17 protein-coding genes and 1 riboswitch are annotated in these 17839 nt (G+C 69.0%); of the genes, 11 read left to right on the top strand and 6 right to left on the bottom strand.

The features are described 5' to 3' along the window. Positions 1-122: 122 nt before the first annotated feature. Entirely contained in the window at positions 123-1499 is a 1377-nt protein-coding gene (locus ABT061_RS32660; RefSeq protein ID WP_350925256.1) for an NsdA family TPR-like regulatory protein, read from the bottom strand. 247 nt (positions 1500-1746) lie between these two features. On the opposite strand from ABT061_RS32660, the gene ABT061_RS32655 reads away from it, so the two are divergent. From ABT061_RS32655 to ABT061_RS32640, 4 genes are all read left to right on the top strand, one after another. After that, on the top strand, positions 1747-2577 hold the full coding sequence (locus tag ABT061_RS32655) for an ATP-binding protein (protein WP_350925254.1): 831 nt from the start codon (positions 1747-1749) through the stop codon (positions 2575-2577). Positions 2578-2850: 273 nt separating this feature from the next. Next, entirely contained in the window at positions 2851-3192 is a 342-nt protein-coding gene (locus ABT061_RS32650; protein ID WP_350925252.1) for a PadR family transcriptional regulator, read from the top strand. Continuing rightward, positions 3189-4067 (top strand): hypothetical protein, encoded by an 879-nt coding sequence (locus ABT061_RS32645; RefSeq protein WP_350925250.1) that lies wholly within the window; start codon positions 3189-3191, stop codon positions 4065-4067. The genes ABT061_RS32650 and ABT061_RS32645 overlap by 4 nt, the downstream gene beginning before the upstream one ends. A gap of 201 nt (positions 4068-4268) precedes the next feature. Continuing rightward, positions 4269-5111 carry a DUF4184 family protein gene (locus tag ABT061_RS32640; RefSeq protein ID WP_350925248.1) on the top strand — a complete coding sequence of 281 codons (843 nt, stop codon included), beginning with the start codon at positions 4269-4271 and terminating at the stop codon, positions 5109-5111. A 259-nt stretch (positions 5112-5370) separates the two neighbouring features. Here the strand turns inward: ABT061_RS32640 and ABT061_RS32635 are convergent, their stop codons facing one another. After that, positions 5371-5613 carry a hypothetical protein gene (locus tag ABT061_RS32635; RefSeq protein ID WP_350925246.1) on the bottom strand — a complete coding sequence of 81 codons (243 nt, stop codon included), beginning with the start codon at positions 5611-5613 and terminating at the stop codon, positions 5371-5373. 6 nt (positions 5614-5619) lie between these two features. On the opposite strand from ABT061_RS32635, the gene ABT061_RS32630 reads away from it, so the two are divergent. After that, on the top strand, positions 5620-5880 hold the full coding sequence (locus ABT061_RS32630; protein WP_350925244.1) for a hypothetical protein: 261 nt from the start codon (positions 5620-5622) through the stop codon (positions 5878-5880). Between the two features lie 109 nt (positions 5881-5989). On the opposite strand, the gene ABT061_RS32625 is transcribed toward ABT061_RS32630, so the two are convergent. Beyond that, a complete protein-coding gene (locus tag ABT061_RS32625; protein WP_350925242.1) occupies positions 5990-6910 on the bottom strand; it encodes an alpha/beta fold hydrolase in 921 nt (306 codons plus the stop codon). Between the two features lie 107 nt (positions 6911-7017). On the opposite strand from ABT061_RS32625, the gene ABT061_RS32620 reads away from it, so the two are divergent. From ABT061_RS32620 to ABT061_RS32610, 3 genes are all read left to right on the top strand, one after another. Then, positions 7018-7584, top strand: a complete 567-nt coding sequence (locus ABT061_RS32620) for a helix-turn-helix domain-containing protein (protein ID WP_350925240.1) — start codon at positions 7018-7020, stop codon at positions 7582-7584. 39 nt (positions 7585-7623) lie between these two features. Then, positions 7624-7824, top strand: coding sequence for a transposase (locus ABT061_RS32615; protein ID WP_350925238.1), 201 nt, complete (start codon positions 7624-7626; stop codon positions 7822-7824). A gap of 290 nt (positions 7825-8114) precedes the next feature. Further along, positions 8115-9422 carry an MFS transporter gene (locus tag ABT061_RS32610; RefSeq protein ID WP_350925236.1) on the top strand — a complete coding sequence of 436 codons (1308 nt, stop codon included), beginning with the start codon at positions 8115-8117 and terminating at the stop codon, positions 9420-9422. A gap of 289 nt (positions 9423-9711) precedes the next feature. Here the strand turns inward: ABT061_RS32610 and ABT061_RS32605 are convergent, their stop codons facing one another. Further along, positions 9712-10473, bottom strand: coding sequence for an alpha/beta fold hydrolase (locus ABT061_RS32605; RefSeq protein ID WP_350925234.1), 762 nt, complete (start codon positions 10471-10473; stop codon positions 9712-9714). After that, on the bottom strand, positions 10470-11003 hold the full coding sequence (locus ABT061_RS32600) for a nuclear transport factor 2 family protein (protein ID WP_350925232.1): 534 nt from the start codon (positions 11001-11003) through the stop codon (positions 10470-10472). The genes ABT061_RS32605 and ABT061_RS32600 overlap by 4 nt, the downstream gene beginning before the upstream one ends. Positions 11004-11077: 74 nt before the next feature. Between ABT061_RS32600 and ABT061_RS32595 the strand changes: the two genes are divergently transcribed. From ABT061_RS32595 to ABT061_RS32585, 3 genes are all read left to right on the top strand, one after another. Beyond that, positions 11078-11608 (top strand): Tn3 family transposase, encoded by a 531-nt coding sequence (locus ABT061_RS32595; RefSeq protein ID WP_350925230.1) that lies wholly within the window; start codon positions 11078-11080, stop codon positions 11606-11608. 352 nt (positions 11609-11960) lie between these two features. After that, positions 11961-12941: a ribosome small subunit-dependent GTPase A gene (gene rsgA / locus ABT061_RS32590; RefSeq protein ID WP_350925228.1), complete on the top strand. Its 981-nt coding sequence runs from the start codon at positions 11961-11963 to the stop codon at positions 12939-12941. A gap of 332 nt (positions 12942-13273) precedes the next feature. Then, positions 13274-13786: a GNAT family N-acetyltransferase gene (locus tag ABT061_RS32585; RefSeq protein ID WP_350925438.1), complete on the top strand. Its 513-nt coding sequence runs from the start codon at positions 13274-13276 to the stop codon at positions 13784-13786. Between the two features lie 245 nt (positions 13787-14031). Here the strand turns inward: ABT061_RS32585 and metH are convergent, their stop codons facing one another. After that, complete coding sequence (gene metH, locus ABT061_RS32580; protein WP_502991527.1) at positions 14032-17709, bottom strand: methionine synthase; 3678 nt, start codon at positions 17707-17709, stop codon at positions 14032-14034. A 14-nt stretch (positions 17710-17723) separates the two neighbouring features. Then, positions 17724-17799: riboswitch (S-adenosyl-L-homocysteine riboswitch) on the bottom strand. Between the last annotated feature and the right edge of the window lie 40 nt (positions 17800-17839).

The raw sequence follows: 17839 nt of genomic DNA, 5'->3' as shown, positions 1-17839 counted from the left end.
CGAACGACCACCCCCATCCCACACACGATCAGGCAACAAGCTCACGGTTCAGACAGTCGCGGAAACGAGGTGAACCAACCGGTGAGACCCGCTCACCGGTTGCAGCTCCGTCCCGCAAGTGGTCAGGCGGCGAGTTCGTGGTTGAGGTGGTCGCGGAACTCACGGACCATCATGCTGCCCTTGTACGGCTCAAGCCGGTCGGCGAACTGCCGGATCAGGTCGGTCGAGCGGGCGGAGGTCAGTGCCTTCGTTGCCGGGATCGCGGCTCGGGCGGCGGCGAGGGACTGTTCCAGCTCGCCCATCCCCAGGTACGCCTCGGCCGTGTGCAGCCTGTTGCGCTGGGCGGATCGCGGGAAACGGTTGCCGAACTCCGCCACGGCCGCTTCCGCGCAGTCCGCAGCCCGCCTATGCTCGCCGATCAGGCTCCAACAGCGGCCAATCTGTGCTTTGAACTCCGCCTCGTCATACCTGGCGATCCACGCCGGGTCGCGGTCGATGGTCCCCTGGGCGTACGCACGCTCGGCCTCGACGAGCAGCCGCTCAACCTGCTTGGCACCGTGCCTGTCGTGGGTCTCGGCCGCCCCACTCTGCATGGCCGTCGCCCATGCCTGCTTGGTCAGCATCAGCGCCATGACATGCGGAGATGCCTGTGCGCGGCGTGCGGTATCGGCCGCGGCTCTGGCCAGCCACACCGCCAGGGCGGCCTGCTCCAAATGAAGCGCCTGCGAGGTCATCGTCACCAGTATCCAGACACCGGTCAGCGGGTCGTTCCCCGTCTTCGCCAGCCGCAGCGCCTGACCGAAGTGCTGCTGCGCCTGACCGTGCTGGTTCAGGTCGAAAGCCGTCCAACCCGCCAACCAAGTCATTCCGGCCGCCGCCGACATCAGCGCCGATCCCACCTGGTCGTCGTAGCGGCCTCGCAGCAACGGGGTCACCGTGGTGTCCAGGTACCGAACCACCGTCGGGCGGACCAGACCGGCCCCGAACTGGTCGTCCAGGTTACTGAAAACCTTGCGCGCCTCGTTGATCCGGTCGATGTCGGCCTGGCCCACCGTGCGCCTGTTTCCTCGCTGCGCGACCGCCTGAGGCGGGTCGCTGTAGTTCCACGCCGTTATCCACCCCGCCAAAACCGAAGGCACGAACGGCAACGCGGTCAGCAGGTGGCGGCGGGATTCGTCCATCTCATACCTCCACAGCAAGGCGGCCGACTTCACGCTAGCCGCCGTCGATGTGTCGCCGTACTCCGCGACCGGCCACGAAGATGTCTCCCCGAGGGCCCACCCTTCTATCCACTGCTCGACCTCCCCCGCCTCCGCCTCGAACACCGCCGCGATCTTCCTGCGGCTGTGCGGCCGGATCCCCTGCTCGCTCCGCTCCCACCTCCCCCACGTCCCCACGGCCACCCCGACCGCGCCCGCAGCCTCCTCCTGCGTCATCCCCCGCTCCAGCCGCGCCCTCAGCAGATCCGGACGCCCCTTCCCGCCGCCTACCTTCCCCACGATCACTCTCCCTTGGTAGTCGAATCACCACTCATTGTGATGTCCACAGGCCCCCGGCCACCATCCCCCCGGCCAAACGACAGATTTTCGCCCACCAACGCTCGATACGACCGGCTGACACCCAGCCACGTTCGCCGTTGGCCGGGTCTCATCGGACAGTGATCAATGATCAGATGTCGATGTTCACCCTCGTCACCATGCTGGCGTTTCCTGCTGGGCACAGCCCCACAGCGAACGGAGCACGCCCATGCCACCAGCCGGCGACATCCCCCCAGGTGCCCCGCACCACCCCGCAGAAAGCCCGGCTCCCCCACCCGCCCACAACTGGAAGCCCTTCACCCCGGCCGGACCGGTCGCCCCGCCGAGGTACGACACCGGAACAACGGACCGGAATATCGAGACGCCGGGACAAAACGCCGAAACCCCGGGCAAGGCCAGCGGCACGACGGGACAGGACAGCAGCGCGACGGAGCTATACAGCGGGACGACGGCATGGGAAAGCAGCACGGCCAGGCTGGACAACGGGACGACGACGGGACGAGACAGCGACGCGGCGGGGCGGAGTGACATCCGTGCGCTGGTCAAGGTGCTGCGACCCGGCACCGTCTCCCGCCGCGCCCGCGCCATCGTCCGCGAGGTGCTCCAGCACACGGGGCTGCCCGAGGACGACATCGACACCGCCGAACTCATCGTCGCCGAACTCGCCGCCAACGCCGAAAAGCACGCCCGTCCCCCGTACGAGCTGCGCGTCTTCAGCCTGGACGGCACCCCCAGCTGGTGCGAGATCGTCGACGGCGACCCCAACACCCACGAGGTCCGCCTCATCCTCAACCTGCTGCACTCGGTCAAGGAGATCGGCCTGCCCCTGCTCGCCGAGAACGGCCGCGGCCTGCTCCTGGCCCACCAGCTCTCCGGCGGCCACTGCCAGACCTACCCGGCCATCACCCTCGCCACCGCCACCCCCGGCAAGGCCGTCGCCTTCGCCCTGCCCACCCTCTCGGGCAACCGCCTGATCTTCCCGCCTCTCCCCGACCTCCGCCCCGGCCTGGCCGACCTCCGCCGCTGGTCATCGGGGTGAACTATGCCCCCGCTCGGGGTGCCGGGGGCCGTATCCGGGCGGGGAACCAACGGGGTCAGGTAGGGCTTCCGCCCGTCGGCCGAGCATCTCGTAGGCGACGGTGAACAGCAGGGTAGGGGTACGCGCAATGAACAACCGGCTCGACCTGGCCGTCACGGCGGCGGCGGTGCCCGGCCCACGCAGCGCGCCGGACCCGCCAGGACAACAGTCGACACCGGACACCGCGGCGCCCCAGCATTGTCGATAGGTCGCTGGGCGACATATGTTGAGTGGATGAGCGAGCGTGTATTGCAGGAGCCGACTCTTCTGGTGCTGACAGCCCTGGCGGACGAGCCGCGGCATGGTTACGCCATCGCCCAGGAGGTGAAATCACTCTCCGGTAACCGAGTGATCTTGCGTACCGGCACCCTCTACGGTGCCCTCGATCGGCTGCAGAAGGAAGGGCTGATCGAGGTGCATCGTGAGGAGGTCGTCGACGGCCGGGCCCGCAAGGTCTACGCTTTGGCACCGTTGGGGCGGGAGAGGCTGGCGGCCGCGGCGGAGCGGATGGCGGCCACCGCCCGTGAAGCCCGCCGGCGACTGGGGGCCTCCGGGGTGGCGGTGACGCAGGCGTGATCGGGCTGGTTCTGCGCCTGTATCCGCGGCGGTATCGTCTGGAGTGCGGTGAGGAAATCCTTGCCGTCTATCAGCAGACCGCGACGGAAGCCTCCCCTGCGGGCAGGTTCCGGGAGGCCGCGGACATCGCCGGTCACGCGGTGCGGATGAGGCTGGGCGTGAGTTCCGCGACAGCCGCAGGACGATTACTGGCAAGCGCGGCGCCGTTCGCGGTGGCCGCGGCGGCGGCGGGTTGCGGTGTGCATCTGAGCCGCTGGTATGCCGGCGTGGTCGCCTCACCGGCCCCGGTGCGTTTCTTCGCCGACGCGTGGAGCGCGCTGCTGCTCGCTTCGGCGCTGGTCGTCGTCGGGGCGGTCACGGCGCTGACAGGGCGATGGCGGGGAGGTGTGGTCGCGGTCGCCGTCGGACTCGCGGGGTCGGCCGTCGCGGCTGTCGTCAGCGGGCCCGCGTTCGGCGACCCGATCGTCACCCCAGCCATGGCGCTGCTCACCGCCTTGGTCGTGTTGGCCTGTCCGCCCGATCTGATGCCGGGGCCCAGGGTGTGTGCCGCAGCCGGCGCGATGGCTGCCGCGGCGTGGCTGCCGGTGACCGCTCTCTACGCGGACGTACTGCCGATCAGCACCGACTACGGCATGTGGCCCCTGCTTGTACTCGCGACCACCGGCCTCACGCTGGCTTGGCGGTCAAGGTCACCGGGGCTGACCGAGACGGCCGTGATGACCGCAGCCTGCCCGCCGTTCCTTGCCTACGCCTACACAGGAGCCTGGGGTCAGCCGCTTCCCGTCCTGGGGATCGCCGCGGTTGTGCCGCTGGCCGGTGCGCTGGCCGCCGGCGTGCACGCACTTCGCCTTCGCGGCCGGCCCAGCCGGCGCTAAAGCCCTTCGCCAGCAGCCCTCCTCAACTCGAGGGGCGGCTTCGTGTTTGCTGACCACCCCTCTGAATAGTCAGGTAACCGGCATATATCCTTGGGGGAGTTATTCAACTATTCGGCTCATAGGGCTGCGTGTGCCGTCCTATGTCCGACCGCACCCGGCGCTCGCCCCCGCAGGACCGCGCCGGCACGGAGGAGAACCTCGATGCCGTTCACGCTGTCCCACCCCGCAGCCGTCTTGCCGCTGTTGCGCCACCCGTTCTCCCCGGCCGCCCTGGTCTGCGGAGCCATGGCTCCGGACGCGCCGTACTTCCTTGCCGGCGCGCGCATACCCGTGAGTGCCCAGTCCTGGTACGAGCCGTTCCTCAACGCCACCGTCTCCCACAGCCTGTCCGGCATCGCCCTGGGGGTGCCGTATGCGCTGGCTCTCCTGATGCTGTACTGGCTGGTGCGCCGCCCGGCCGCCGACCTGCTGCCCGCCCGGCTCTCCCCGGCCAGGCCAGCCGAGCGCGGCGGTGATGGCCTGCGCCGGACAGGCTGGGTGCTGCTGTCCGTCGTGATCGGCATCCTGTCCCACCTGGTATGGGACTCCTTCACGCACGCCGACGGCTACGTGGTCACTCACCTGAGCGTCCTGCGGTCCTACGTCACGGGGGATCTCACGGTAGCGCGGGTGGTCCAGCACGTCAGCACGGTCGGAGGGCTGGTCGCCATCGCGGCGCACTTGTGGCGCCGCCTGAGCCGAGTCCCCGCCGACACCACCGTCCGGGCCGGGTTTCCGGCAGCGGCACGCTGGAGCGTCATAACAGCGCTGACCGTTGCCGCCCTCACCGGCGCCGTGGTCAACATGCAGACCCTGGAGGACTACCGGGGCGGACCTGCCGCAGCCGACCAGGCAACTGTCCAACAGGTAGTGGAGGGAATCCTCTCGGACTCGGCGAAGGGCGGTGGCGCCGCGCTGGCCTGCGCGCTCACCCTTTACGCCTGCGCTTGGTGGGTACACAGGGCGATCCGACCCGCTGTGCCGCACGACTTGAGCACACATTGAACTCCCCCCGGTCGCGTCCACGGAAATGGTGTACGAGTTTCCCCACCCAGATGGCGTGGCGCCGTCTGTTCCACCACTCCACCGGAGGCACTGCGGTCCAGCCCGGCCGTGGCCGGTACGTCGGATCGGAACACCTCCATGCCCAGCACCTTGACGACCTGGGGATCGGCGCCCCGGCCCTTGCCTCGCCGTCCCGGGCAAGGCCGGCCGTCACTGTGCACAATAGAACGGCGGGCGAAACAGGCGGCGAGGGCGGGTTTCAGATCCAGGCCGCGCCGATCTTCGTCACCCACTGGCGGCAGTTCCCGCACCCGGAGCGGGCCTGCCACTTGCCGGCCATGGCGTTCCAGGTCTGGGCATGGAAGTAGAGGGTGTCCCTGGGGATCTTGGACACATCGGTGATGCCGGTGCTGTTGAGGTACGCGTTCATCGCGGCGACCTCTCCACACGCGGTGACCGGCCACTCCTCTACCTGCGTCACACCGGCCAGGACCTTCGCCATGACGGGGTGCTTCTTGCTGAGGGAATACTCTCCGCTGGTCCCCGGCCAGGTCTTGCCCGTCCCGGCGACGGCCGCGGCCTGCTCCTGGCCCACCAGCTCTCCGGCGGCCACTGCCAGACCTACCCGGCCATCACCCTCGCCACCGCCACCCCCGGCAAGGCCGTCGCCTTCGCCCTGCCCACCCTCTCGGGCAACCGCCTGATCTTCCCGCCCCTCCCCGACCTACGCCCCGGCCTGGCCGACCTCCGCCGCTGGTCATCGAGGTGAGTCTCGCCCTCGGCCGTGTCCGGGGGGCTGAGCGGGTTCCGGTACGGCTGTCGCCCGTCCATGGCATCCCGCTACCTGGACGAGCGACGACACCGCGTTCGGCCACTATTCAGTTGCCGAGTCCGCCGAGTAGGTCCTGGATCGCCTGGAGGATGGCATCGGGGCGGCGGAAGATGACGGAGGCGTGTCCGGCGTCATCCATCACGCGGTTCTCGCCATGCGAAACCGATTCGGCCAGCGCGGTGTAGAGCCGCGTCTTTGCTTCGGCCTCCTCGTGGAGAAGCGATGTGGGTATGCCCTGGGTGACCGCTTCTTTGAAGGGGTCGATCGCCGTAGCGGTGAGCACGATCAGCGGGACGTCGGGCATCGGTCCCGCGTTGCGTACCTCGTCATGGAGTTGGTAACGGTTGGCCGCCTCCTGGCCGCCGATCCTCAGCCATTCCGGGCTGACGTGACCTTCGATCAGCGGCCCGCGAATCTCCTGCGGCCAGTCGGCCATCTCCCGGGCGAACAGGCCGCGGTAGAACTGGACGATCTCGTCGGGCAACTCCTCGGGCAACGCCTCGTCGGGGTCCCATGCCTGGTACAGCTCGTTCAGCTTCTGGGGCATGTAGGAGTCGTAGTCCTCGTGTTCGGGCTCCACCAGGACCAGGCCCGCCACCTCGTCGGGGAAACGCTGCGCATAGTGGCGTGCGTAGAGGCCGCCGAGGGAATGACCGACCAGCAGGTAGGGAGCGGACACGCCGGCGACCCGCAGCAGCTCGCGCAGCTCGTCGGTGACCTGGGTGGAGGTGCGTGGCAGCTCGGCCCGGTCGCTCCACCCCGTTCCGGCCCGGTCGTAGAGCACGCTCGTGGTGAGTTCAGCGGCCCGCTGCTGAACGATAAAGCCGTCCATGCCGGATGAGCCGGCCCCGGGCAGGAACACCACCGCCGGGCTCCCGTTACCCGACCGGTGAAGGAACAGTGTCCGGTCCCCGACCTGGTAGTGCCGTCCCACCGGGGGCGTTACCTCGGCCGCTTGACGTTGCATCGCTGACTCCCTCACTGTCGGCACCGGCCTGGCGAAGGCGATCACCACGCCATCGGCATTTACTTTCCCAATTTCGGGAACGGTACCAGATGTGGGATCGTGGAGCGGTGGACACCCTTGAGCTGCTCCTCCATCCGGTCCGGCTGCGCATCGTGCACGCCATGTCCGGCGGTCGCACCCGCACCACGTCCGACCTGTGCGCCGGCCTGACCGATGTCCCCAAGACCACCGTGTACCGGCACGTCGGCCTGCTGGCCGAGGCAGGAGTGCTGGAAGTCGTCGACGAGCAGCGCGTGCACGGCGCCGTCGAACGCCACTACCGGCTACGCCGCGAGCACGCGGGGATCGACGCCGAGACGGCCGCGTCGATGTCCCTGGACGAGCACCGCCAGGGGTTCGCCGCGGCCATGGCCGCCCTGCACGCCGAGTTCAACGCCTACCTCGACCGGGAGGGAGCCGACCCGACGGCCGACTCCGTGAGCTACCGGCAGGGCACCCTCTGGCTCACCCCCGACGAGCTCGCCGAGATGATCGACGCGCTGCGCGGCGTCCTCGCGTCAAGGACGGACAACCAACCCGCGCCCGGCCGCACCCCTCACCTGCTGAGCATGATCCTGTTCCCAACGGCGGAACCGGAGCGTCCCCGTGAACCGGGCCCTACATCCGCAGGCTGAGCGCCTTGCCCACCAGATCGAGAATCAAGGTGACTCCGTGTGTATCGAAGGCCGGCGACTGCGGACCTACGGCCCGTCTCCCATGACAGCGAGGACTACAAGAACCGCAACGTCGTGGAACGGTTCTTCAACCGGATGAAGAACTGGCGCGGCCTGGCCACCCGCTACGACAAGCATGCCGTTGTCTACCGCGGCGGCGTTGTCCTCGCCGCCGTCCTGGATTGGCTCAAGCGGCCATGAGGCGCGGTCACCCGCCGTTGTGTCCGTGATTCAGCGGACACGTAGGTCCTTCGGTCACTAGAGTTGAAGCTGTTGCGGAATCCCGTCCGCCTGGGGAATTGAGGAGCACTGATGTCTACAACGATGACCGGAGCTTCCGTTCGCCCCTTGGTGACCGCAGTCGCAGGCTTGTAACGCCGCGCGTGTAGCAGCAAAGTCAGCACACATCCCGGTCGCCGGGGCGAGGTGACACGTGTCACCGGCCCTTGGCGCTGTTTGGCGTCTCCGTTCGCCTTTCCGGGAGTTCTGCTGTGTCCGCTCGTCATTCTTCACTGCTCCGTGTACGTGTCCTGGTCGAACGCCTGATCGCTGCCCCGTTCGGCAGGAAATCTCAACGGTCGAGGTCAGCTCCGCCTGCTCCGAACTCCGCTGATCAGGCTGTCAACCGGAATGTCCGCCTGCTGAGCTGGTTCAACTTCTTCGGCGACTTCCGCATGTACGGGCCGATTATGGTCATCTACTTCGCGCAAGTCACCGGCTCGTACACCGCTGCCGCCAGCCTCCTGGCGGTGAAGATGCTGTCTTCGGCAGCGTTCGAAGTCCCTACCGGGGTGCTCTCCGACCGCCTCGGCCGACGCGGCACGATGATCACCGGTGCCGTCGTCATGGTGGCCGCCCATCTCGGGTACGCCGGCGCTTCGGGCTACGGCCTCCTCCTGGCAGCTGTTGTGCTGGAGGGATTGGCGACCTCACTGTGGAGCGGCAACAACGAGTCTCTGCTCTACGACACGTTGCTCGAAGCCGGCCGGGAGGAGGAGTTCCCCCGGCACTCGGGCCGGGTGAACTCGATGTTCCAGATCGCGCTCGCACTGGCGGCAGCCATGGGTGGTGTGGTCGCCGGCGCGTGGTCGCTGCGTGTGGTGGTCGTGCTGTCGGTCGTGCCGCAGGTGCTGTGCGTGCTCGTCGCCTTGCGGGTCCGGGAACCGCGGGTGCACGGCCCGCTGGAATCGAACGTGCTGGTGCATCTCGGATCGGCCCTGCGCGGCATCCGCCGTAATCCGGTGCTCCGCCGGATGACTCTGGTGTCGGCGCTTCGTTACAGCAGCGAAAGCGCGGCCCAGTTGTCGCCTGTTTTCGTGGCAGGGCTGTGGCCGCTCTGGGCGCTGGGCCTGTGGCGCACCTTCGGCCATGGCGTGGCCTTCGTCGGCTTCCGCGTCAGTGGTTGGGTGATCGGCCGGGTGGGCGCGGCCCGCACTCTGCTGTTCGGTGAACTGTTCGACAACGTGGCGAACTTCGTGGCGCTGGTCAAGCCGACGGTGTTTTCGCCCGTGCTGCTTGGGTCACCGGCCTACGGCATGTCGACAATCGCCCAGCAGACGTTGCTGCAGCGCGAGTTCACCGACCGGGAACGCGCGACGATGGGTTCGCTTGCGTCGCTGCTCGGCAGCGTGCTCTACGCGCTCGTCGCCCTGGGAGCCGGCCTGGTGGCAGACCGTTGGGGCGTCGCTCCGGCGTTGCTCGCGATCCAGGCGGTGGTGCTGATCGCACTTCCGCTCGCCTGGTGGGTGCACGCGCACGCTTCTTCGCTCCCCGCGGGCGCTGGGACGGTGACGGGATGAGCGCCTTCTCGGCCCCGGCCAGGCCTGCGGTCGACGTCGCAGTGCTGCAGGGTGAGATCGAAGCGATTTTCGGCTTCCGCTGCTCGGTGCCCTCTTTCGTCGCCGGCGGGCAGGACACCGATGCCTCGGTCCTGCGAGCCACGACGGCAGAGGGCACCGAGGTCGCCGTGAAGGTATCCCGCCGCGCAGGGCGTCCGGGCGGCCTGCTGGTGTCAGACCATCCCGCCGAGCTGGGGCTACCGGGAATGACGAGTCGTCTCACTTTGGAGGTTGTGAGACACGGCCTAGCTCACTCTCCGGCACGGGAGACAGGCATCCACCGTGGTCCGCGTCGTCCCGCGAGGAAATCGCCGACGAGCCGCGTGCATAGTTCCGGGTGTTCGAACAGCAGCAGGTGACTCGATCCGGGGACGATCGCGAGGTATCCGTCGGGGAGAGCCCGATACAGCTCCAGGGTGTGCTCAAGGGTCACGATGTCGTCGTCCGCGGCGATCACGAGCGTGGGGCACTTCACCTGTGCCAGGGCCTCGGAAGTGAGTGGCGCACCGTCATCGACGGATGCTGCGATCTTGCGTGCGATGACGGGGAAGTGGGCCTCGCCATCGGGCGAGACCTCACCATATGCCTTGATCACTTGGGGCGGCCACTCTCCGCCGGCATCGGGTCGCACGATCAGGCCGGCCGGGTCGAACGCGCAACTGATCAGCACGAGCTGCGACACGAGGTCGGGGCGCTGGGTCGCGACCCACAGGGCGACGCCGGCGCCCGCACTGTATCCGACAAGCGAGGACGGGCCGCCGACTATCCGCTCAGCGAACGCGATCATGTCCGCCGCCATGTTGTCGATGGTGATGGGACCGGCGACGTCCGCCGTGTGCCCGTGGCCCCGGCGTTCGGGCAGCAACAGCCGCGAGTGCGAGGAGAGTGTGTCAAGGTTCCCTGCGAAGTCCCGAGAGTCGCTGAAGTTGCCGTGCATCAGGACGACAGGCTCCCCAGTGCCCTTCTCGTCGTACCAGAGATCGACCTCGCCAAGGTGTATGTAGTTGCTCATGCCAAGGTATACGAGGCAGCCTCCCGAAACTCATCGGGCAGACCAAACATCTCGAACATCCGCGATGGCTGTTCAAGGAACGTGGTCCCGGCGATCATCTGGCCATCGAGCCACTCGATGACCGTGAGCCCGAACGGGCGCAGGTGCCCGATCTCGTCTGGCGAGTACAGTGCGACCGCGGTTGTCCCGTTCGCATGAACCGGCACAACGCGCGAGCCGGCGCAAGGGGTGCCCGCTGCTCGCAATGCGGCTTCCATGTCTGCGCGACCGCGCAGCCACCAGGGGAATGGAGGCATCGATGTCGTGCCGTCCTCGTGCAGAAGCCCGGCCGAGGCGTCAACGTCATCGTTCTCGAACGCTTCGCAGTACCGCGCGAGCAGCACCTCAGACGACGGATCCAGCGGGACCGGCGGCGCCTGTTTCGTTGCGAGGGTCACCCGCGCACGTTGAAGTGCGCTCGTCACCGAACCGACCGACGTGCCCAGGATGTCGGCCGTCTCGGCAGCAGCACATCCCAGCACGTCAAGCATCAGTCATCGCGGAAACTCAGACCGCGGGATGCCAACTCCTCACGAAGGATTCGTATGGCCTTCGGTCCGACTCCATGGATGTCCAGGAGTTCGCGTTCGGACCGGGCGGCCAACTGTTCGTAACGGGTTATCCCGTTGGCCGCCAGTCCACGTGGCGCAACCTTACCCAGGGAGGGCGGAAACTCTGTCTCGTCCACGATCAATCCTTGTCGGCGGTCGACGGTTACGTCCACGAAAATAGTGAAGGATGGTTCCCCCTCCTGACCAGGAAAACGGCGAAGCCGCCAGCGGGAGGCCCCACGGAAGCCAGGACCTTGGGCCGATGGACAGCGATAGCGCCAGCCCTCCCGAACATCTCCTCGGACAGCGACAAAATCCCAGGGAACTGGAGTTTGTCACGCAACGCAAGCGGAAATTACGGTCCGCGACACCGTACCCGTTCGGCGCACCTTCGTTTCAGGGTTGGAGGGTGTCGTGAGACGATCATCACCGACACCACCGGCTACGCCGGCCTGGTGTTCGGGCTGTTCGCGATCTGCGGGTACCGGTTCTCCCCGCGCATCGCCGACCTGGCCGAACACCAGGTCGGAGGCGTCGGCGGATAAGAGCGGGAACGGCAGCGGTACAACCGACCCTGCCGGGGTGCTAGGCTGCCGTTCGTTCGGTATTGGATCTTCGTGGGAGGGAGGTGAGGTTTGATGACCGCGGTGAAGACCGCTGCCATGCGCAGCGCCCGGACCAACCTCACGTCCCGGGCCCTGGTCTGACCCACTTCTTCCCCCAGCCTTGAGCCACCCGGCTCGCCAGGCAGGGTGATGTCCGCGTCTCGTCGGGGCCCCTTCTCCGCAAGGGTCTCTCACATTGCCACACACATACACCGCTCCATCCGGCCTGTCCCGGTACGGGTGGACCGGCGCACTTGACCAAACCTTCACCGAACATCACGAAGCGGGCCTGGTGCCGGCCCGGATCTCCCGGGTCGATCGCGGCCTGTGCACGGCGATCACCGCGTCGGGCCCGATGCGGGCCACGTTCGTCGCGCCACACCCGCCCGCCCCGCTCCTGACGCCCTGCACCGGCGACTGGGCCGCGCTGCGCCCGGGCGCCGAGCCGCACCTGGCGGCGCTGCTGCCGCGGCACAGCGCGATCGTGCGCTCGTCGGCGTCCAGGTCCTCCCACGGGCAGGTGCTCGCCGCCAACGTCGACACGGTCGTCATCGCCTTGTCCCTGGCCACGCCCCTGGACGCGGCCAAACTGGAGCGGCTGCTCGCCCTGGCCTGGGAGAGCGGGGCACAGCCAGTGATCGTCTTGACCAAGGCGGACCTGGCCACCGATCCCGAGGCCGTCCACGCCGAGGCCGGCGCGCTGGCACCCGGCGTGGACATCTTGGTCACCAGCGTCGCCACCGGTCACAACATCGACGTGCTGGCCGCGCTGCTGCGCGGCACCACCGTGCTGCTCGGCCCCTCGGGTGCGGGCAAGTCCAGCCTCGGCAACACGCTGCTCGGCGAGGAGCTGCTGGCCACCGGCACGGTACGCGCGCAGGACGGCAAGGGCCGCCACACCACCGTCCGCCGCGAGCTGGTCCCCCTGCCCGGCGGTGGGGTCCTCATCGACACGCCCGGCCTGCGCGGGATCAGCCTGCACGACGCCGCCGACGGCCTGGAGCAGGTCTTCGCCGAGATCGAAGACCTCGCCGCGCATTGCCGCTTCGGCGATTGCGCCCACGACACCGAGCCAGGATGTGCGGTCCAGGCCGCCATCGGGGCGGGTGAACTGCCCGAACGTCGTCTGCGCAGCTACCGCAAGCTGCAACGGGAGAACGTCTGGGCGGCCTCACGTACCGATGCCCGGCTGCGCGACGAGCGCGTCAACCGGCAGAAGGCCATCACCAGTCACCTGCGCGCCACCTACAGGTTCCGGGACCAGCAGCCATGACCGGCCGCGTCCCACCGACCTTTCCGACCACTCATCGTCCGTCAGCAGCCCGCACCACCATGCCCGAAAGCCCGCACGACCCGATCAGCGATCCCGCAGTGGCGGCGTTCTTCGCCCTGCACGACAACCTGGCACGTCAAGGCCCCGGCTCCGACGCGACCACCCGCCACCTGCTGTCACAGCGCGCCCACGCGGCCGACCTGGCCGTACCCGGGATGCGCGAGGCGGTCACGGCCACCCTGCAAGAGATCACCATGCGCCGCGAGCACGGCGCGGACTACCAGTACACCGGCTACGTCCTGCACCCGCAGGACAAGGAGACGAACCCGACCATGACCTCTTCCTGGACCACCCGCCCCGAGAGCGCCGGCGACGTCGCCGCCATCCGCGACATCAACCTTGCTGCTTTCCCCAGCCCACACGAGGCCGACCTCGTCGAGGCGCTGCGGGCCGACCCGCAGGCGTGGCTGCCCGGCATGTCCTGGCTGACCGAGGCCCCTGGCGGCGACCTCACCGGATACGCGCTGCTCACCCGCTGCCACGTCGGCGACTCACCCGCCCTCGCTCTGGGCCCGTGCGCCGTCAGGCCCGAACATCAGCGGCAAGGCGCCGGTTCCGCCGCCATCCGCGCCGCTTTGCACGCCGCCCGCCAGCAGGGCGAGAACCTGGTGGTCGTGCTCGGCCACGCCGAGTACTACCCGCGCTTCGGCTTCACCCCGGCCTCCGGGTACGGCATCCGCCCGCCCTTCGACGTCGAGGACAAGTACATGATGGCGCTCGCCCTCGACCCTGAACGGCCGGTCCCGGGCGGCGTCATCCGCTACCCGGCGGCGTTCGGCGTCTGATCTCCCGCTCTTTGAACGCGGCGAACGGCCCCCAGCGCGGCTGGGGGCCGTTCGATCGTCGCGATGGCCGGCGGCGTGGTGCGAGACGTGGGACCGGCCTACCTCGGACGCGGTCACGAGCTCCCGTGGCGAGCAGCGAGCACGTCACCCTCGCCCCTCCCCGACCTCCGCCACCGGTCATCGGGATGAACCACATCCCGGCGGCCGGGCCGTCAGCGACCCACGGCACCGGCCGACGGTTCGGATCACTCGGGGTCGTAGGCGAGGTTGGGGCGCAGCCAGCGCTCTACCTCCGCGAGGTCCAGGCCGCGCCGCAGGGCGTAGTCCTCGACCTGGTCCCTGCCGACCCTCCCCACGGTGAAGTACCGCGACCCTGGGTGGGCGAAGATCAGCCCGCTGACGCTGGCCGCGGGTGTCATCGCGAAGGACTCGGTCAGGCCCATGCCCAGCCGGTCGGCGCCGAGCAGGTCGAACAGGTCCCGCTTCTGGCTGTGGTCCGGGCTCGCGGGGTAGCCGAGCGCGGGACGGATGCCGCGGAAGCGCTCGGCGTGCAGGTCCTCGATGCGGGGGTCGGCGTCCGGCTCGAACCAGTCCCGCCGCGCCCGCAGGTGGATGTGCTCGGCGAACGCCTCGGCCAGCCGGTCGGCGAGGGCCTTCACCATGATCGCCCGGTAGTCGTCGTTCTGGGCCTGGTAGACGTCCGCGAGGGTTTCGGCGCCGTGGATCGCCACGGCGAACCCGCCGAGGTGATCCCCCGCCGGGGCCAGGTAGTCCGCCAGACACCTGTTGGGCCGCCCCTCGGGCTTGGCCGTCTGCTGGCGCAGCATCGGCAGGCGGAGGCCGTGCTCAAGCACGATGTCGTCGCCCTCGGAGTGGGCGGGCCAGTAGCCGTAGGCGCCCACGGCCTGGAAGTGGCCCTCGGCGATGATCTGGTCGAGCAGGGTGTTCGCGTCGTCGAAGAGCTCCCGGGCCACCGGCTGGTCGAGGATCGCCGGGTACTTGCCCTTCAGCTCCCAGGCCAGGAAGAGGAACTGCCAGTCGATCATCTCCCGGAGGGCGGCCAGGTCCGGCTCCACGACGCGGACGCCGGTGAAGTCGGGGACGGGCAGATCGTCGAACGGGACCCGCTCGGGGTTCGCCCGGGCCCGGTCGACGGCCAGCAGGGGGGTGCGCTGCTTGCCCGCGTACTGCTCACGGAGGCGCTCCTGGTCGGCGCGGTTGCTCGCGTCCAGCTCTCCGGCCCGCTCGGTGTCCAGCAGGTCGGAGACCACGCCGACGACGCGGGAGGCGTCGAGCACGTGGACCGTGCTGTGGTCGTAGGCGGGGGCGATACGGACCGCGGTGTGCTGGCGCGACGTCGTGGCGCCGCCGACCAGCAGGGGCAGCTTCAGCCCGCGGCGCCGCATCTCCTCGGCGACGGTGACCATCTCGTCCAGCGACGGGGTGATCAGCCCGGAGAGCCCGACGACGTCGGCGCCCTCGGCGACCGCGGTGTCCAGGATGACCGAGGCCGGGACCATCACCCCGAGGTCGACGACCTCGTAGTTGTTGCAGCCCAGGACGACGCCGACGATGTTCTTGCCGATGTCGTGCACGTCGCCCTTGACGGTGGCGAGCACCACCTTTCCCTGGCCCCGGCCGGTGTCGAGGCGTCCCTCCAGCCGCGCCTGCTCCTTCTCCGCCTCCATGTAGGGCTCAAGGTAGGCGACCGAGCGCTTCATCACCCGGGCGCTCTTGACCACCTGTGGCAGGAACATCTTTCCCGCGCCGAACAGGTCGCCCACGACCTTCATCCCGTCCATCAGCGGCCCCTCGATCACCTCCAGGGGGCGCGCCTTCAGCTGCCGGGCCTCCTCGGTGTCGGCCTCGATGAAGTCGACGATGCCGTGCACGAGGGCGTACGCCAGCCGCTCCTCCACCGGCGCCTCCCGCCAGGCCAGGTCCACGACCCGACGTGTGCCGGACCCGCTCACCGTCTCGGCGAAGGCGACGAGCCGGTCGGTGGCGTCCGGACGCCGGTCGAAGATCACATCCTCGACGAGTTCGAGCAGGTCGGCGGGGATGTCCTGGTAGACCGCGAGCTGCCCGGCGTTGACGATGCCCATGTCAAGGCCGGCGCGCACGGCGTGGAAGAGGAACGCCGAGTGCATCGCCTCGCGTACGACGTCGTTGCCTCGGAAGGAGAACGACAGGTTGGAGATGCCGCCGCTGGTCCGCGCTCCCGGGCAGCGCTGCTTGATCAGCGGCAGCGCCTCGATGAACGCCTTCGCGTACCCGTTGTGCTCGCTGATGCCGGTGGCGACCGCGAGCACGTTGGGGTCGAACACGATGTCCTCGGCGGCGAACCCGGCCTTCTGCGTCAGCAGGTCGTAGGCGCGGGCGCAGATCGACACCTTGCGCTCGACGGTGTCGGCCTGTCCCTGCTCGTCGAAGGCCATGACCACCACGCCGGCCCCGTAGCCCCGGATGATCCGCGCCTGCTCCAGGAACGACTCCTCGCCCTCCTTGAGGCTGATCGAGTTGACGACGCCCTTGCCCTGCACGCACTTGAGCCCGGCCTCCAGCACGCTCCAGCGCGAACTGTCGATCATGACCGGGATACGGGCGACCTCCGGCTCGGTCGCGATCAGATTCAGGAAGGTGGTCATCGCCCGCTCGCTGTCGAGCAGGTCGGCGTCCATGTTGACGTCGAGCAGGTTGGCCCCGCCGCGCACCTGTTCCAGGGCGACATCGACGGCGCCCTGGTGGTCGTCCGCCTCGATCAGGCGCCGGAAACGCGCCGAACCGGTGACGTTGGTGCGCTCCCCGATCATGACGAATCCGGTGTCCGGGCCGATCTCGAAGGGCTCCAGGCCGCTGAACCGGGTGCGGGCCTCCGGCGCCGGGATCTGGCGGGGCGGGAGGCCGGACACGGCGGCCGCGATCCGCTCGATGTGCCCCGGCGAGGTCCCACAGCACCCGCCGACGATGTTGACCATGCCCGCCCTGGCGAACTCGTCGAGCAGCGCCGCCGTCTCCTCCGGGGTCTCGTCGTAGCCGCCGAACGCGTTGGGCAGGCCGGCATTGGGATGGCAGGCCACGTAGGTGTCCGCCAGGCGCGACAGCTCGGCGACGTGCGGGCGCGCCTCCTTGGCGCCCAGCGCGCAGTTCACGCCGACCACGAGCGGTTCGGCGTGCCGGATCGCGCTCCAGAACGCCTCGACGGTCTGCCCCGACAGCGTACGCCCGCTCAGGTCGACGATCGTCACCGAGATCCACAGCGGCAGGTGCGGGGCGACCTCGCGCGCGGCGGCGATCGCGGCCTTCGCGTTGAGCGTGTCGAAGATCGTCTCGATCAGCAGCAGGTCGACCCCGCCGTCGGCCAGTGCCTGGATCTGCTCGGCGTAGGCGGCGCGGACCTCGTCGAAGGTCACCGCCCGGTAGGCCGGGTCCTCGACGCGCGGGGAGAGCGAGAGCGTGACGTTCAGCGGGCCGATCGAGCCGGCCACGAAACGTCCGCCCGCCTCGTCCGCGGCCTGGCGCGCCAGCTGGGCGCCCCGCAGGTTCATCTCCCGCACCCATGGCTCCAGCCCGTAGTCGGCCTGGCCGACGCTGGTCGCGGTGAAGGTGTTCGTGGTGGTGATGTCCGCGCCCGCCGCGAGGTATCGGCGGTGGATGTCCAGGATGACGTCGGGGCGGGTCAGGTTCAGCAGGTCCGGGTCGCCGGTCAGGTCACGCGGGTGCTCTGCGAACCGCTCGTCGCGATAGTCGGCCGGGGTGAGCGAGGCGCCCTGCAGCATCGTGCCCCAGGCCCCGTCGAGCACCGCGATCCGCCGCTCCAGCAGCTCCCGCAGTGCCCGGCCGCCCGCTTTCGGCACGCCGTTCCCGTGACCCGCTCCGCTGTCACGCCCGTGCTCGTCGTCGTGCCGCAGGGAATCGTTCACCAGACCACCTCCCGTTGTGGGAGGCGCCCTTGGTGGAAGATCGCGGTCGAGCGTGGCGGGCCTGAACCCGTTGCAGCGCCTCTCGACCTGAAGATCGAGGGTACCCAAAAACAAATGAGGAAGCCAAGGC

Origin of the sequence: Streptosporangium sp. NPDC002544, assembly GCF_040295965.1 — a bacterium.
Taxonomy (GTDB): domain Bacteria; phylum Actinomycetota; class Actinomycetes; order Streptosporangiales; family Streptosporangiaceae; genus Streptosporangium.
Note: the sequence above shows the minus strand (reverse complement) of the source record. Positions and strands in the feature narration are given on the sequence as shown.